The following is a 16,389-nucleotide window of genomic DNA, read 5'->3' as shown; positions in this document are numbered from 1 at the left end:
GGGATGAGGACGGTGCGCCGGTGAGCCAGATCGCCGCGGTCGTCCTGGTGATGCTGGCGACCGTCCTCATCGGCGCGTTCGGCATCCGGGTGTCCCGCACCACGTCGGACTTCTACGTCGCCTCCCGCACGGTCTCGCCCTTGTGGAACGCCTCGGCCATCGGCGGGGAGTACCTGTCGGCGGCGTCCTTCCTCGGCATCGCGGGGCTGATCCTCACCTTCGGCGCGGACATGCTGTGGCTGCCGGTCGGCTGGACCGGCGGCTACCTCGTGCTGCTGGTGCTGGTGTCGGCGCCGCTGCGGCGCTCGGGGGCCTACACGCTGCCCGACTTCGCCGAGGCGCGACTGGAGTCGATGGCGGTGCGGCGGCTGTCCAGCGTGCTCGTCGTGCTGATCGGCTGGCTGTACCTCATGCCGCAGTTCCAGAGCGCCGGGCTGGTCTTCCGTACGATCACCGGGGCGCCGCCGTGGACGGGCAGCGTGCTGGTGGCGGTGGTGGTCGCGACCAACGTGCTGTCAGGCGGCATGCGGTCGATCACGTTCGTCCAGGCGTTCCAGTACTGGCTCAAGCTGACCGCTCTGGCGGTGCCGTTGGCGTTCATGCTGGTGGCCTGGTGGTCGAACGGAAGGCCGGGGCTCGCCCCGGGGGACGAGTGGGTGCTGCCGCTCCACGGTCGCGATCACCCCGTCTACGAGACGTACTCGCTGATCCTGGCGACGTTCCTCGGGACGATGGGGCTGCCGCACGTGCTCGTCCGCTTCTACACCAACCCGGACGGCCGGGCAGCCCGCCGCACCACGCTCGTCGTGCTGACGCTGCTCGGCGCCTTCTACCTGATGCCCGCGGTGTACGGCTACCTCGGCCACGTCTACGGCATGCCGGAGAGCGACACCGTGGTCATCGCGCTGCCGGGGCGGCTGGTCGGCGGGCCGGTGGGCGAGTTCCTGACCGCGCTGGTGACCGCGGGGGCGTTCGCGGCGTTCCTGTCCACCTCGTCCGGGCTGACGGTGTCGGTCGCCGGGGTGATCGCGCAGGACATCCTGCGCGGCGGGGTGCGCGCGTTCCGCGTCGCGACCGTGCTCGCGGTGCTCGTGCCGTTCGCGCTGGCGGGCGCGGCGCGGTCGCTGCCGGTGGCGACCGTGGTGGGACTGGCGTTCGCCGTGGCCGCCTCGTCGTTCTGCCCGCTGCTCGTGCTCGGCATCTGGTGGCGCAGGCTGACGACGGCGGGGGCGATGGCCGGGCTGCTGGCCGGGGGAGGGCTGGCGTGCGCGGCGGTCGTGATCACGATCATCGGCGGCCCGCACACCGGCTGGGCGGGGTCGCTGCTGGCCGAGCCGGCGGCCTGGACGGTGCCCGTGTCGTTCACCGTAATGGTGGTGGTGTCGCTGCTGACGCCGTCGCGGGTGCCGCGCGGCGTGGCGCGCACGATGGTCCGCCTGCACACACCGGAGACGCTGAACGTCGACCGGGGCGACTGGCGCCCGCGTTTCATGTAGCCGGGCGTTCCGTTGCGGTCTGGCGTTTCATGTAACGCGGCGCGTGACCGCTCGGCGCGTGCAACCGACCATTCGTCGCACGGATGCGCCATGTGAACGAGCGGGCGGTACGGCTGGGCGACTCGGCGGCCCCCGGGACTCGTCGGCGGACACGGCGCGCTCCTACGTTGAAGTGATCCAGATCACTTGCCGAAGGAGATCTTGTGACCGTCCAGCACGATCCATCGGTCTACGAACGTATACAAGCGGGTGAGCAGTTCCAGGAGCTGCGCCGCCGCTACCGGTCCTGGGCCTTCCCCATGACCATCGCCTTCCTGGTGTGGTACCTGCTCTACGTGGTGCTTTCCGGCTTCGCCCGGGACTTCATGGGCACCAAGTTGTTCGGCAACATCAACGTCGCCCTCGTCTTCGGCGTGCTGCAGTTCGTGTCGACGTTCCTGATCGCATGGGCGTACTCGCGGCACGCGGCGGCCAAGCTCGACCCGATCGCCGACGAGCTGCGCGACGGGACCGAGAGCCGTGACGAGGTCGGGGAGGGCGCCAAGTGAGTCACGAGACGCTGTCCACCATCCTCTTCCTGGTCTTCGTCGCCCTCACGCTGGCGATCACGTTCTGGGCCAGCCGCAACACCAAGAGCGCGGCGGACTTCTATGCCGGCGGCCGGTCGTTCAGCGGCCTGCAGAACGGCCTGGCGATCGGCGGCGACTACATGTCGGCCGCGTCGTTCCTCGGCATCGCCGGCATCATCGCGCTGTCGGGCTACGACGGCTTCCTCTACTCGATCGGCTTCCTCGTCGCGTGGCTGGTGGCGCTGCTGCTCGTCGCCGAGCTCATGCGCAACTCCGGCAAGTACACGATGGCCGACGTGCTGGCGTTCCGGATGTCGCCGCGCCCTGTCCGTACGGCGGCCGGAGTGTCCACGATCGTCGTCAGCATCTTCTACCTGCTCGCGCAGATGGTCGGCGCGGGCGCGCTCGTCGGCCTGCTGCTCGGCGTCCACTCCCAGGCGGGCAAGATCTGGACGATCATCGCGGTCGGCCTGCTGATGATCATCTATGTCGTGTTCGGCGGCATGAAGGGCACCACCTGGGTGCAGATCGTCAAGGCCGTCATGCTGATGGTCGGCGCCGCGCTGATCACCCTGCTGGTGCTCGGGAAGTTCGGCTTCAACCTGTCCGGGCTGCTCGGCGACGCCGCCACCCAGAGCGGCAAGGGCGACGCCTTCCTCAACGCGGGCCTCAAGTACGGCACCGCCGCCCAGGGGACCTGGGGCAAGATCGACCTGATCAGCCTCGGCCTGGCCCTGGTGCTCGGCACCGCGGGCCTGCCGCACGTCCTCATCCGCTTCTACACGGTGCCCACCGCCAGGGACGCCCGTAAGTCGGTCCTGTGGGGCATCGGCATCATCGGCGTGTTCTACCTGCTGACGCTGGTGCTCGGCTTCGGTGCCGCGGCCCTGGTGGGCTCCAAGACGATCGCCGCGGCCGACAAGGCCGGCAACACGGCGGCTCCGCTGCTCGCCCAGAAGGTGGGCCAGGACATCTTCGGCGACGTCGGCGGCACGGTCCTGCTCGCGGTCATCGCGGCGGTCGCGTTCGCCACGATCCTCGCGGTGGTCGCGGGCCTGACCCTCGCGTCCTCCTCCAGCTTCGCCCACGACCTGTACGCCCACGTGTTCAAGCGGGGTGCCGCCACCGAGCGCCAGGAGGTCGTGGTCGCCCGCGTCGCCGCGTTCGTGATCGGCGCGGTCGCGATCGCGCTGAGCATCTTCGCCCAGTCGCTCAACGTGGCGTTCCTCGTGTCGCTGGCCTTCGCGGTGGCCGCGTCGGGCAACCTCCCGGCGATCCTCTACAGCCTGTTCTGGAAGAGGTTCAACACGGCGGGCGCGGTCTCGGCCATCTACGGCGGCCTGATCTCCGCAGTGGTGCTGGTGATCTTCTCCCCGGTCGTCTCCGGCTCGCCCACGGCGATGCGCCCCGAGATGGACTTCCACCTGATCCCGCTGTCGAACCCGGGCATCTTCTCGATCCCGATCGGCTTCCTGTGCGGCTACCTCGGCACGATCCTGAGCAAGGAGTACAACGCGTCGAAGTACGCCGAGATCGAGGTCCGCTCGCTCACCGGCCTCGGCGCCGAGCAGACCACCGGCCACTGACGTCGGCTCCCGGCCACACGTCGCCGGCCTCCCGGCGGTGCCACCCACCACCGCCGGGACGCCGGCGCCTCCGTACGCCCGGTCGCCGGCTCACCGCCGGCGGGCGGGCGTATGCCTGCCCTGTCCCTCGCGTCATGGTGTTGGGACACCCACTCTGGTTATGGTTCGGTGCGTGGACAGCCCTCTCCAGACCGCCAAGGCGTGGTCACGCTCGCGGAGAAGGAAACAGCCGCCCGACGGCGACGCCCGCACCCGCATCCTCGACGCCGCCGAGGAACTGTTCGCGGGCGGCGGCTACGAGGCCACGCCGACCGCGCGCATCGCCGAACTCGCCGGCGTGCCCAAGGGCCTGGTCTTCCACTACTTCCCCCGCAAGATCGACGTACTGATCTCGCTGGTGGACGAGCGCACCGTGGTGGTCGAGGAGGAGGCCGAGGCGGTCCCCGGCGACGCGGCCGGCGCGCTGTCGCGGCTCGCCCGCAGGCTGCCGCTGCGCGCGTCCCCCGCGATGCGGCGCATCCTGTTCCGGGAGGCCGACACCCACCTTTCCGTTCGGGAGCGCCTGAGCCGCCTCAACGCCGAGATCATCCACCGGGCCAGGTTCGCCCTGGAGCTCGCCCTGCCGGGCGGGCGCGGTGACGCCGCCAGGCTGGAGGCCGCCGCCGCGACCTTCGCCGCGGTCCTGCTCTACCAGGAGAGCATCTGCCTGCTCACCGGCCATCACATCGACCCCGACGCGGTCGCGGAACTGATCGCCAACGCCCTGCACTGACGAGGGCCGTGCTCTTCCCGCACGCCTCCGGCGCGTCGTTTCCCGGCACGCCTCCGGCGCGACCCAGGCGCGACCCAGGGCGGTCAGGCGGGCACCATCTCCTCCCGCTCCTCCCGCGGCCGTACGGGAGCCGCGTCGCCGTGCGGGGCCTGGTCGTGGGGAGCCTGGTCATGGGGGGCCGGGTCGTCCGGGGAGTCGTCGAGCAGGGCCAGGAGCTCGTCCATCGACTCGCGCAGGTGGCCGATCACGCTCCCGACATCGGGCAACCGGGTCGGGCAGGCGACGACGCCGAAGTCCAGCCGCCCGTCGTACGACGCGCAGGTGATGCTGATCCCCCCGGTGGCGTCGGTGACCACCGACAGCGGGTGGTAGGCGAGCATCCGGGCGCCGCACAGGTACAACGGCAGGCGGGGGCCCGGCACGTTCGACACGATGAGGTTGACGCCCGCCCCGGCGACCCCCGCGAGGCGGAACACCACCGGCGTGGCCAGCGCCGCGAAGGCGTTCGGCACCATCGCGCACACGTCGTCCAGCCAGGTGCGGTGGGAGACGGCGAAGCGCCGCTTGGCGGCGGCCAGCGCCGAGCGGACGGCGGCCAGGCGCTCCCTCGGGGAGGCGACGTCCGTGGCCAGCGGCGTGATCATGGCCGAGATCCGGTTGCCGACCCGCCCGTCCGCGGCGTCGCGGGACGACCCGCCCGTGCCCGGCGACCGCTGGGAGCGCAACGCCACCGGCACGGCCGCCACCAGGGGCCGGTCGGGCAGCGCGTCGTGGGCGAGCAGCCAGCGCCGCAGCGCCGAGGCGCACAGCGTCATCACCACGTCGTTCGGGCCCATGCCGAAGGCCCTGGCCACCCTCCTGACCTCCGTCAGCGGCACGGAGCCGAGGGCGATCTCCCGCTCCCCGGAGATCGGGCCGTTGAACGGTGTGCGCGGCGCGACCAGCGGCGGCGTCTCGGGCAGCGGGCGCGCGTCTCCCGCGAGCGCGCGGGCTGCCTGGGCCACGAGCCGGGCGTCGGGCAGCGCCGCCAACACCGGGATCGCGTCCAGGTCGGCGGCGGCGCGGGCGAGCGAGCACAGCGTCTCCACCGGCTGGACGATCGACCGGGTGATCGCCCCGGCGAGCATCGCGAGCAGCCCGGGCGGCTGCGGCGACGCCGGGGCCGGGGGCGCCTCCACCCGGCGCGGCTGCGGCGACGGGTCGAGCAACGCGGTCAGGATCTCCGAGCCCGACACGCCGTCGATGGCACAGTGGTGCACCTTCGTGTAGAGGGCGCAGCGGCCGCCCTCCAGGCCGTGGATGAGGTGCGCCTCCCACAGCGGCCGCCCGCGGTCGAGCCGCCGCGCGTGGGCGCCCGCCACGTACGCCGCCAGTTCCCGCTCCCCGCCGGGCGCCGGGAGAGTGGTCTCGTGCACGTGCGCGTCGAGGTCCACGTCAGGGTCGTCCAGCCAGTACGGCCGGTCGAGCCCGAAGGGCACGTCGGCCAGCCGCATCCGCAGCGGCGGGGCGAGGTGCAGCCGCTCGCGCAGCAGGGCGAGCAGCGCCTCCCTGGTCAGGGCGCCGGAGGGCGAGGTCGACGGGTCGAGTATGGCGACGCCCGCCACATGGGCCGCGGTCGTCGCCGACTCCACGCTCAGGAACTGCGCGTCGAGTGCCGTCAACTGGCGCATCTCGTCATCCTCCCGCTCACGCCGCCCGGTCATGCGGCCGGCCCCGCCGCCCGGGGCCCACGGCCCCGGCGCCGGGCGCCGTACGCCGGGGACCGCCCACCCGCGGCGATCCCCTGGCGCAGGATAATCGCCCGCCTGCGCACCGTGACCATCATCGCCGCGCCGCGTTACCGCCGCATTTCTCCCACGTGCCGCCGGGGGATGTTCAGGCGCGCCCGTGACTGTCCCGAGACGGTCGGCGGCCCGGGGCTGAGCGCGGCCCGGGAGCCGGACGCAGGCGGCGCCTGTCGCGCCGGCTCCGGTTCAGCCCTGGCCGTGCCCGCTGATAAGCCACCGGCCATCGATCTTGTCCAGGAAGAACCTCTCGCTGTAGGGGCCGTCGTCACCGGTGTAGAACTCGCATTGCTCGAAGGCGTAGCTGACCGGCACTCGTACGCATCGCTGGATGTCGCCGCAGCTCTCCGCTTCGGGCTCGCCGATCTCGACATCGGTGAGGCTGGTCCAGTTCGTGAAGTTGCTTACCGGATCCGCGAATTCGGCTTCGTACTGCGGACTGCTGTGATCCCACATCGACCGCCCGGTCTGCTTGTCGTGACCAGCGAGGGCTTGGAGATAGCTCTGGACGATTTCGCGCGCGGAGGCGTCTTTCGGTGGCGGTGCCACGTGCCGCACCTCGACGTCCTGCCCACACGTCCCGCAGCCGCTGATCGATCCGATGGGAATGGCCGGCAGGACAAGCGCGAGAAAGATCCTTAGTTTCTTCATCTGGAGATCCCGGCCCGCCGGCGGGCGTCCACGATGGATGCCCGCCGGCGGAAATGGAGTCGATCGGCTTAGGTACGGAGCTTCCTCTGTCTACCAGTTCACCTTGGCGAAGATCAGCCCCTTGAACTCCGTGGCGTCATATCGGTCGCCCAGGTTCATGTACGGACCGCTTCCTGTGCCGCCATGGCCGCCGTGTTGGGCGAAGAAAATATCCCATTTACCGCGGACCGTGGAGTAGCGGTAGGTCACGATTCCCATGTGGGAGATCTGGTCCGTCTTCCGGTTGATGAACCAGATGATGTCTCCTACCTGAGCCTCGGCAATAGTCTTGCGCACCGTCACCCGGTGCTGCCCTGCGAAGTGATTGTAGTTCTTCTGGGCGGCGGAGAACGTCCAGGAGTCCTTGCCCCATTCGTGGCTCTCCCACCAGGAACCGTTGTGCCGCTGGTCGAGCCAGCCGAACCACGAGGCGGCGTGTATCTGCCGGTAGCGTCCTCCTCGTGCGAGCGCCTTGGAGACGAAGTTCGCGCAGTCGTTGGGGTACTCCCAGCCTGCCCTTGTGGGGGCTCCCACGTTGGCGACCGCCCACGCCGCGGCAGCGCTTGGGCTGACCGCCGCGGTGACGTTCGCGCGGAGGCCGTTGTCCGCCTGCAGCGCCGTCAGAGCAGGGGCTGGATCATCGGGCACGCCTCCGGCCCAGGCGTTTATTTCCACTTCATCGATGTCGACCGGTGCGTCGACGGCTCCACTACTGTTCTGGCGGGTCAGTCGGAGGCCCGAGCTGCCCGTGGTGAACACGAAGTCGCTCTGCTCTTCCCAGCCATTCACCAAAGGAGCGCCGTCGGTGCCGTAAGTCGTCTTTCCGGTGATCCCGGTTCGCACGATTATGCTGCCGTCTGCGGCAGCCGAGACCAGGGTGTGGGAGAGCCCGATCTGTGAGGTGTCCCTATTGGGGGCTCCGTCGGTCAGGAGAATGTTCTCGTTGGTGTAGAGGATGGGAGCGATCGCCACTGCCTGCGAGTCGCCGTCGGTGGCATCGCCCGTGTTCTCGTAGCGCTTGTCGCGCATACCTTGAGTGGCGTCGACGAACTGCTCGACCGCCTCGACGAAACTCGTGGCGTTCGCGACGGCCTGAGGTGTTACGGGAGCGGAGGTCTGCCATGGGCCGCTTCCGTATGCCGTCCGGGCCCTGACCTGGAATCGGTAGCTCATTCCGTTGGTCAGGCCGTCGACGATGGCGCGGTCCACTTCGCTGCTCAGCGTGCGCAGCACGTTGCCCCCGGCGTTGAGAACTTGGATGTCGTAGCTGTCGACAGGAGCGTCTGCCCCGGGAGTCTCCGGCTTTCCCCAAGCGAGCAGGACACCTGCGTCTCCCGCGCGAGACCTGATATCAGTGATCTTTCCGGGGGCGGTCGGTGGAAGGTACTCGATGGTGAGTGAGATCGGTACCTGTCCGGAGGCGGCGCCCAGGGTCGTCGGCGGCAGGGTCTCGTCGGCAAGCAGCACGAGTCCAGGGTCGACGAAGTAGTCGCCGGTGGTCTCCTGCAGCCACTGCCGCACGGTGCCTGTCACGTCCACCTGTGCCGCGCTCAGATCGGCTTGCTGCTCCGGAGCCGCCACGAGGTCGCCGGCGAGTTCGGCGCCGTCAGGGGAGTCAGATAATTCGGTCTTCTTGGCGTAGACGGAGATCTTCGCGCCCGCGGGGCATGGTCCGCCGCAGTCGGCGCTTCCCAGCTTGAGGATCGCCGACGTGATCTGGGCGCCCGCCGGGACACGGGCGAGATCGGCCTTCACCAGAGAGATACGACGGTCCGCTCCGGCTCCGCCGACCTGCACGGCGGCTGCGTCCACAAGGGCACAGGGCCCGCCGTCGCATGCGTCTGCCGCTGTCTTGGCCGTTCGGATGCTCAGCTTGCTCTTGTCGAGGACGACGGTATCCGTCCCGACCGGTTCCTGCGGTGCCGAGCCACTGGTGCTGAAACGTATGGCAGGCGTCTTGGCCGAGCAGACCTCCTCCACGCATGCCTCCATCTGCCAGCTGTAGGAGGCGTTCGCGGAAAGGACCCCGTCGGGAACTCGCAGTGAAACGCGGGTGCCGCCCTTGACCGATCCCTCGCCGAAGGGGGTTGCGCCGACAGGGGCGCCCTGGGCGTCGTAAAGGTAGAACCGTCCGGTGACCAGTTCTCCGGAGGGACGCGAGACGATTCCCGAGAGGATCGGGTTGGTCGGTTCCGTCAATCCGGTGGCCAGATCGGTGGGCGCGTGAGGTGCGTCAGAGGTGATCCGATAAGCGGGAGTCTGGCTGCACAGTACGGTGGAACCGCTGACGCAGGCCTTGAAGGACACCTTGAAGGTATCGGGGTTGCCCATGGCGAAGGTGTATTCCGTGACCTGTCCCGACGGCACGTTTGTCAACGGTGGTGGATTGCCGATCGGGCCCGAGGCATCCGAGACCGTCACGAAGTAGTCGACATTCTCCCCTCCGGACGTGGTCGAGCTGTAGGCCACCTTCACCTGGCCGCTGCGTGAGACGACGTCGTTCCCGGTGACAGAGTCCGCACTGCTCAGCGTCACCTCGGGAATGGCCGGAGGAAGCTTGTACGTCACGGTCAGCGTGGGCGGGGTGCCGGACTCCCCGGCCCCCTCCGACGAGGTGAAAACGCGGTAATTGCCCGTCTTCGGCTCCGCCGGGTCCTGGAGTACAACGCCGTGGTTGGGCGAGCCCGCCTGCCAGTCCTGCACGATCCCGGTGACGTTCCAGCGCATGAATCCGCTCCCGCAGAAACCCTCCTGGGAGCCCTCCTTGCTGATGACCGCGTCCTCGGTTGTGTTCGTCGGTTGCGGAGACCAGGTCAGGGTGGCGGCGTCCCACGCACTGGTGACCCGGCGCACCTGGACGCCGGTTCCGACGGAGGTTCCGCAGCTGGGGGCATCCACATTCTGCAGAGCGAGCTCCGCCGACGTGATCGACGATGGCAGGCCCGCGGTGTTGAAGCGAAGGTAGGCGCGCGACAGCTCGTCGCGCTCGCGTGACCCCACGCTCAGATACGGGCCGTCCACGTTGTTCCAGTCGAAGACGCTGTTGACGTCGGTGTCGTCGTTGAGCGGCAGCAGCACACTCGGGTCGACCGTGACGGGATACCGGGTGGCCGGGTCATTGAGGAACGAGGCGTCTGGCTTCAGTATCAGTGCTTTTCCGCCATCGCCGGTTGCGATCCTGGCCGTGATCTTGCCGCGGCGGCCCTTGTCCCCGTGGCGACTGTGGATTCCAGCGGTCTCGCCGGAAGGACCTGACTCCCACATCTCCGGCTTGGTCGATAACGCGACCGGCTTCTTCTCGCCGCCGGACAAACTCAATCGCCCGTCGGCCGCCGCCTCCATGTTCAGGCCGTTGAGCGTGAACGGGACCTTGATCTCGACGGGGGCGCCGGGACGTTCGCGAAGCACGATATCGAAGCGAAGACCAGTGGGTAGGGCCGTGACGACGAGATCTCCTGTAGGCCCGGCTGCTCCCCGGTAGACGGCGGTGTTGCCACGCACCGTCGGTTTGGACAGGGATGACGGCCAGCGCAGCGCGAACGTCTTCCCGTCGCCGTAAGCCAACTGGGCAAAGGGTGCGTTTCCCCCAGTTGACAGCTGCACGTCGGCCTTGGAGACCTTGGGCCGGAGCGCACCGTGGGACTCCACCAACGTGGTGTCGATCGCAGACCAGGTGCCGTCTGCCTGTTTCACTCGGACGGGCCCGCTGTTCACGGTCGTCATGAGGTGCCCGTCGGGATAGGCGATGGTATCCGAGGTTTCCGACGTGGCCGCGGAGACGTGAACCGATTGGCCCCGTTTCTTCGCGTCGGCCAGCGCGGTCGCCATGGCGGTGTGGCTTGCGACCTTGTCATCCGGACGTGGAAGTAGCGTTCGGGCGGGAGAAGCGGGGGTCGTGTCCGGAGAGGGGGCGGCTGATGCGGGGACGAGGGTCTGGAAAGTTGCGAGGACGGCGATGAGGCCCACGGTGAATCGGCTGGCGCGTGTGCCCGGCCTTTGACTCCTTCGCACTGCACTCCTTTGCTCCAGCGTGCCTGACATCGGAGATCAACAAATGATCCACGCGGAGCGTAAACTGTGAAGTCAAGGGCGTAAAGGTTCAAACTGGTCAGGTGTCTGGGCTTCATGACCACCGCATGCTCGGCTGATCCCGACGAATGCGGCCAGCGGCAGGTGAAATCGGTTCCCCGTCGATGTCCTTCCTCGACGAGGAAGCGGACAGCCGGAAGCGCCGGAGCGGCGGCGTGAGGGTGGCTGGCGAGATGGGACGCGCGAATCCGGGTCAGGGCTTGCGCGCGAGGCCGCCGAAGCAGGCCACCTCGCGGGGCTCGCCCCACGGGTTGTCCTCCGGCCGCCACCGCGACACCGAGACGACGCCGGGTTCGAGCAGTTCCAGGCCGGTGAAGTAGCCCTCGATCTGCTCGGGGCTTCGCGGCGTGTAGGGGGTCGCGCCGCTGCCCGCGTTGTAGCCGCCCAGCGCCTTGACGTAGGCCGGGTCGGTGTCGGAGCCGTCGTAGAGCGCGAGATAGCTGCCGGAGGGCAGGGCCGCCAGCAGTCGGCGCACGATCTCCCGCGCCTCGTCGTAGTCCGCCACCAGGCCCAGGATGCCCATCAGCATGAGTGCGGTGGGCCGCGCGAAGTCCAGCGTTCCGGCCGCCTCCCGCAGGATGCGGCCGGGGTCGCGTACGTCGGCCTCGATGTAGTCGGTGGCCCCCTCGGGAGTGCTGGTCAGCAGCGCCTGGGCGTGCACCAGCACCAGGGGGTCGTTGTCGACGTAGACGATCCGGGACGCCGGGGCCAGCCGCTGGGCGACCTCGTGGGTGTTGCCGACGGTGGGCAGGCCCGTGCCGATGTCGAGGAACTGGCGGATTCCCGCCTCGCGGGCGAGGTATCCGACGGTGCGCACGAGCATCTGCCGGGACTGGCGGGCGATGTCCACCATCCCGGGGAAGACGGCGCGGATCCGTTCCCCCGCCTCTCTGTCGACGGGGTAGTGGTCCTTGCCCCCCAGGAAGTAGTTCCAGACGCGAGCCGAGTGCGGCACGCTGCTGTCGATCCTGCGGACGCCAAGGTCGTCGGCGGGAGGAGTGTCGCGAGGAGTGTCGTTCAAGGGGGGCCTCGGAGTGGTCGGAACGGAGAGACGACCGCACCCGCGTCAGTGATCTCCGCTCGTTGCTGGCGGATCGCGCGTCGCGCCCATCCTTTCCGATCAAGCTCCGGCACGCAACCACATGGGTCGGGCTGAAAAGTGCTATTGAGGCCGCGTTCGCCCCGATACCATCCCGTCACCTGGAGGCGTCGGCGTACGGCCGGTCACCGGTGAGACCCATATCGGGGAGGACAGGGATGATCTCGGCTCGACCGGAGGCTGCGACTTCTCCGGACGGACGGCCGGTTCAGCCGCGGGGCGGGCCGACGGTGGTGCGCATGATGCTCGGCGCCCAGCTGCGCCGGCTCCGCGAGGCCAGGAACATCAGCCGTGAGCAGGCCGGGCACGCCATCCGCGCCTCCATGTCGAAGATCTGCCGGCTGGAGCTGGGCCGCACCCCCTTCAAACGGCGCGACGTGGCCGACCTGCTCACGCTGTACGGCGTCGTCGGCAGCGGGGAACGGGAGACGATGCTGGCGCTCGCCGAGCAGGCCGGCACCCCCGGCTGGTGGCACCAGTACAACGACCTGCTGCCCGGCTGGTTCGAGGTCTACGTCGGGCTGGAGGAGGCGGCGGCCACCATCCGCACCTACGAGGTCCAGTTCGTGCACAGCCTGTTGCAGGCCGAGGACTACGCACGCGCGGCGATCCGGCTGCGGCATCGCGGGGCGCCGGGGTCCGACGTCGAACGGCGCGTCGGGCTGCGCATGCGGCGTCAGCGGCTCCTGGACCAGGCCGACGGGCCCCGGCTGTGGTCGGTGATGGACGAGTCGGCGCTGCGCCGTCCCCTGGGCGGCCGGGCCGTGCAGCGCCGCCAGATCGAGCACCTGATCGAGGCCGCCGCGCGCCCGAACGTCACCCTGCAGATCCTGCCCTTCCGGGCCGGGGGTCACCCCGCCGTGGGCGGCCCCTTCACCATCCTGCGGTTCGCCGAGCCCGACCTGCCCGACGTCGTCTATCTCGAACAGCTCAGCAGCGCGTTGTACCTCGACAAGCAGGAGGATGTGGACGACTACACCGCCGTGATGAACGACCTCAGCGTGCAGGCCGAGTCGGCCCGCGACACCGTGACCATGTTGCGCGCGATTCTCCGGGATCTGTGAGACGGGGAGGTCAGCCCCTGCCCAGGTGGGCCAGCAGGCGGTCGAGGGGCCAGGTGTTCACCACGTCGTCCGGGGTGAGCCAGGCCCGCTGCGCGATGCCCACGCCGAACCTCTGGTGGGCCAGATGCGGGACGGCGTGGGAGTCGCTGTCGATCGAGAACCTGACGCCGTGGTGGCGCGCGAGCCGTACGAGGTCGGAGGGCAGGTCGGCCCGATCGGGGTAGGAGTCGATCTCCATGATCGTGCCGGTCCTGGCGGCGGCGCGGAACACCGCGTCCCAGTCCGCGTCCACCGGCGGCCGCTTGCCGATCTTCCGCGTCGTGGGGTGGCCGATGACGTGGACGTGCGGGTTCTCGCATGCGGCGATGAAACGGCGGGTCATCTCCTCCCGTGACTGGGTGAAGTGCGAGTGCACCGACGCGACGCAGACGTCGAACCCGGCCAGCACCTCGGCAGGCCAGTCCACCGAGCCGTCCGGGGCGATGTTCAGCTCGCTGCCGTGCAGCAACCGCATGTCCGGATATTTCGCCTGAAGCTCGGCGATGCGGGCGCGCTGGGCGAGGGCCTTGTCGAGGGTCATCCGCTGCATGACCAGGTCGGGCGCGTGGTCGGTCACCGCGTAGTAGGAGTAGCCGCGCATCGCGGCGGCGGCCACCATGTCCTCCAGTGACGCGATGCCGTCGGTGAGGTCGGTGTGGGTGTGCAGGTCGCCCCGCAGGTCGTGCAGCTCGACCAGGTGCGGCAGCTCGCCCCGCAGCGCGGCCTCCACCTCGCCGCCGTCCTCGCGCAGTGCCGGGTGCACCCACGCCATGCCGAGAGCCTGGTAGATCTCCTCCTCGGTCTCCGACGCGATGAGGCGGTCGCCGTCGAACAGTCCGTACTCTGACAGCTTCCAGCCCTTCTTGACCGCCATCTCCCGGATGCGGACGTTGTGCTCCTTGCTGCCGGTGAAGTAGACCATGGCCGCGCCCCACGACTCGGCGGGAACGAGCCGCAGGTCGACCTGCAGGCCGCGGTCGGTCCTGACCGAGGTCTTCCGCTCGCCCTTCGCGATGATCTCGGTGACGTACGGCTGCCGCGCGAACAGCTCCATCAGGCCGGGGTCGCCGACGGCGAGGATGTCGATGTCGCCGATCGTCTCGCTCATCCGGCGCAGCGATCCGGCGAAGGCGATCCGGTCGGCGGGCAGCGAGGCGATGACCCGCTCGGCGAGATCCGTCGCGATGCCGAGGTGGACCCGGTCGCCCGACCGCTCCATGTGCTCGATGCCCTTGAGCAGGTTCTCCTCGGTCTTGGCGCCGAAGCCGCCCAGACCCTTCAGACGGCCGTCCCGGATCGCGTCGGCCAGCGCGGCGGGGGAGTCGATGCCGAGCTCCTGGAACAGGAACAGCGCCTTCTTCGGGCCGAGCGAGGGGATCCGGGTCAGCCTGCGCACCCCCTCGGGCACCTTGCCCCGCAGGTCGTCGAGCTGGCGGAAGCTGCCGCGCTCGAGGAACTCCTCGACCTTCTTGGCGATCGCCTCGCCCACGCCCGGGATCGACCGCACATCGGTCTCCCCGAGGTCACCGGGGAATCCCGCGATCGACTTGGCCGCCTTCTGGTAGCTGCGCACCCGGAAGGCGTCCCCGCCGTTCAGCGCGAAAAGCTCGGCGTACTCCTGCAGCGCCGCGGCTGCCTCGTCATTGGCCCGTCCCATGCGTCTCAGGGTAGGAGAAGCGGCAGCGCGCGTTCGAACGAACGGATCCAGTACGGCCAGGTGTGGGTGCCGTTTCCGTAGAAATCTGTCGTCACCTTCACCCCGGCCTTCTCCGCGGCCCTGGCGAAGTTCAGGTTCTGCCGCATGATCGCGGCCTCGGTGCGATCGACCGGTCCGTCCCCGTGGTCCAGCGGGCCGGGCTCGCCGTCGCCCGCGGACGCGTAGAGGCGCACGCCCTTCAGCCGCCCGGCCAGGTCGGCGGGATTGTGCTCCGGCCAGGCGCTCGGGTCGCCCCACAGGTCCTCGGTGTCCACGCCGTTGTCCGCCATGAACGCCCGATATCCGGGGACGTCGTCGCGGGTGTCGAGCACCCCGGAGAACGACGCCGCGGCCTCGAACACACCCGGATGCCGGGCCGCGTAGACGAACGCGCCGTGCCCGCCCATGGAGAAACCGGCGATCGCGCGGCGCGTGCCGACGCCGTACCGCGGCTCGACCAGGCGCGGCACCTCGGTCAGGTGGAACGTCTCCCAGGCGGGGCCGTCACGCCAGTCGGCGTACCAGCCCATCGAACCGCCCTCGGGGACGATGACGACGGCGTCGAGGCGGGCGGTCAGCCGAGCCACCTCGCCCGTCCTGAGCCAGTCCCAGCCGCCGCCGGCGCAGCAGCCGTGCAGCAGGTACAGCGCGCGCCAGCCGGTGGAACCCGGCTTCCAGGCCGCGGGCTTCACCACCCACACCGAGCGCCTCCCGCCAGTGGCAGGGGAGTCGATCACGAGTTTGTCCGTCCGCCCGTCCACGGCCTCCTGCGAGACGACCGCGGCCGAACCCGGGGGACGGACGGGCGGCGGCGCCGCGGACTCGGCGGTGCTCTGGCAGCCGGTCGCCATGACGACGAGGACGAGCCACGTCAGAATCTTCTTCACGAGGGGCTGGATGTCATATCGATCAGCCGCAGCGCGACCAGCGGCTCGCCGAGCGTCTCGGCGGCCCCGAGCACGGCGTGCACGAGCGCCGAGCCGACGCCCCGCCGGTGGTGAGCGGGGTGCACGGCCAGCGGGCCGAGCCCCAGCACGGGCACGGACCCTACGTGGGCCCTCGTGCAGACGACGTGACCCGCGATCCCGCCGCCCGGTGCCTTTGCCGGTGCCGGTGCCGGTGCCGGTGCGACGAGTGACAGCTCCGGCAGCCAGCCGGGGTCGGCGCGCAACTCGTCGAGCAACGTCACCTCGACCGGCGGCCCGTCCGGCCGGTCGGGGTCGCGGGCCGCTTCGTAGGGGGCGAAGGCGGCGGCGACGACCGCGCGGACGGCCTCGACGTCGCCGGGGTTCTCCCGTCGGATCAGCATCCGCCCAGCCTCCCGCCCGCCCTCGCGCCCGGCAAGGGATCAACGGGCCGAGCCGGCCACGGAAGGCGGATCCGAACGCGCGGAGCGGTCATGCGCTCCCGGCGGCAACGCCGGTGAGACGCCGGGGCTTTGTCGCGCGACGTGGTTGATTCGGCTGCAAACCTGGTCATCAGTACCAATATCACTGCTCTCAAGA

Annotated in this window: 12 protein-coding genes; 5 read left to right on the top strand and 7 right to left on the bottom strand. The window is 69.8% G+C overall.

Annotated elements, in window-relative coordinates; translation table 11 throughout:
* Nucleotides 1–20 precede the first annotated feature (20 nt).
* From HHX35_RS14225 to HHX35_RS14210, 4 genes are all read left to right on the top strand, one after another.
* Nucleotides 21–1,496 (top strand): cation acetate symporter, encoded by a 1,476-nt coding sequence (locus HHX35_RS14225; RefSeq protein WP_310739085.1) that lies wholly within the window; start codon nucleotides 21–23, stop codon nucleotides 1,494–1,496.
* 203 nt (nucleotides 1,497–1,699) lie between these two features.
* Nucleotides 1,700–2,044, top strand: a complete 345-nt coding sequence (locus HHX35_RS14220) for a DUF485 domain-containing protein (protein ID WP_182899281.1) — start codon at nucleotides 1,700–1,702, stop codon at nucleotides 2,042–2,044.
* Nucleotides 2,041–3,651: a cation acetate symporter gene (locus HHX35_RS14215; protein ID WP_182899280.1), complete on the top strand. Its 1,611-nt coding sequence runs from the start codon at nucleotides 2,041–2,043 to the stop codon at nucleotides 3,649–3,651. Before HHX35_RS14220 ends, HHX35_RS14215 begins: the two co-directional genes overlap by 4 nt.
* Nucleotides 3,652–3,823: 172 nt before the next feature.
* On the top strand, nucleotides 3,824–4,423 hold the full coding sequence (locus tag HHX35_RS14210) for a helix-turn-helix domain-containing protein (protein ID WP_310739084.1): 600 nt from the start codon (nucleotides 3,824–3,826) through the stop codon (nucleotides 4,421–4,423).
* 83 nt (nucleotides 4,424–4,506) lie between these two features.
* Here the strand turns inward: HHX35_RS14210 and HHX35_RS14205 are convergent, their stop codons facing one another.
* The 4 genes from HHX35_RS14205 to HHX35_RS14190 all read right to left on the bottom strand — a co-directional run bounded on the left by HHX35_RS14205 (nucleotide 4,507) and on the right by HHX35_RS14190 (nucleotide 12,007).
* Nucleotides 4,507–6,093 (bottom strand): wax ester/triacylglycerol synthase family O-acyltransferase, encoded by a 1,587-nt coding sequence (locus tag HHX35_RS14205; protein ID WP_182899278.1) that lies wholly within the window; start codon nucleotides 6,091–6,093, stop codon nucleotides 4,507–4,509.
* Nucleotides 6,094–6,396: 303 nt separating this feature from the next.
* On the bottom strand, nucleotides 6,397–6,858 hold the full coding sequence (locus HHX35_RS14200) for a hypothetical protein (RefSeq protein WP_182899277.1): 462 nt from the start codon (nucleotides 6,856–6,858) through the stop codon (nucleotides 6,397–6,399).
* 90 nt (nucleotides 6,859–6,948) lie between these two features.
* The gene (locus tag HHX35_RS14195) at nucleotides 6,949–10,725 is read right to left on the bottom strand and encodes a DNRLRE domain-containing protein (protein WP_182899276.1); all 3,777 of its coding nucleotides are present in this window, start codon (nucleotides 10,723–10,725) and stop codon (nucleotides 6,949–6,951) included.
* Between the two features lie 454 nt (nucleotides 10,726–11,179).
* Complete coding sequence (locus HHX35_RS14190) at nucleotides 11,180–12,007, bottom strand: SAM-dependent methyltransferase (RefSeq protein ID WP_182899275.1); 828 nt, start codon at nucleotides 12,005–12,007, stop codon at nucleotides 11,180–11,182.
* A gap of 236 nt (nucleotides 12,008–12,243) precedes the next feature.
* On the opposite strand from HHX35_RS14190, the gene HHX35_RS14185 reads away from it, so the two are divergent.
* Nucleotides 12,244–13,149: a helix-turn-helix transcriptional regulator gene (locus HHX35_RS14185; protein WP_182899274.1), complete on the top strand. Its 906-nt coding sequence runs from the start codon at nucleotides 12,244–12,246 to the stop codon at nucleotides 13,147–13,149.
* A gap of 10 nt (nucleotides 13,150–13,159) precedes the next feature.
* Here HHX35_RS14185 and polX read toward each other — a convergent pair whose 3' ends face one another.
* From polX to HHX35_RS14170, 3 genes are read right to left on the bottom strand one after another with little or no spacing between them, the layout of a single operon-like run.
* Nucleotides 13,160–14,845 carry a DNA polymerase/3'-5' exonuclease PolX gene (polX, locus tag HHX35_RS14180; protein ID WP_182899273.1) on the bottom strand — a complete coding sequence of 562 codons (1,686 nt, stop codon included), beginning with the start codon at nucleotides 14,843–14,845 and terminating at the stop codon, nucleotides 13,160–13,162.
* A gap of 5 nt (nucleotides 14,846–14,850) precedes the next feature.
* The gene (locus HHX35_RS14175; RefSeq protein ID WP_182899272.1) at nucleotides 14,851–15,771 is read right to left on the bottom strand and encodes an alpha/beta hydrolase family protein; all 921 of its coding nucleotides are present in this window, start codon (nucleotides 15,769–15,771) and stop codon (nucleotides 14,851–14,853) included.
* Nucleotides 15,768–16,193, bottom strand: a complete 426-nt coding sequence (locus HHX35_RS14170) for a GNAT family N-acetyltransferase (RefSeq protein ID WP_182899271.1) — start codon at nucleotides 16,191–16,193, stop codon at nucleotides 15,768–15,770. The genes HHX35_RS14175 and HHX35_RS14170 overlap by 4 nt, the downstream gene beginning before the upstream one ends.
* Nucleotides 16,194–16,389 lie beyond the last annotated feature (196 nt).

Source organism: Microbispora sp. H10830, from assembly GCF_014161375.1.
GTDB lineage: Bacteria > Actinomycetota > Actinomycetes > Streptosporangiales > Streptosporangiaceae > Microbispora > Microbispora catharanthi.
Note: the sequence above shows the minus strand (reverse complement) of the source record. Positions and strands in the feature narration are given on the sequence as shown.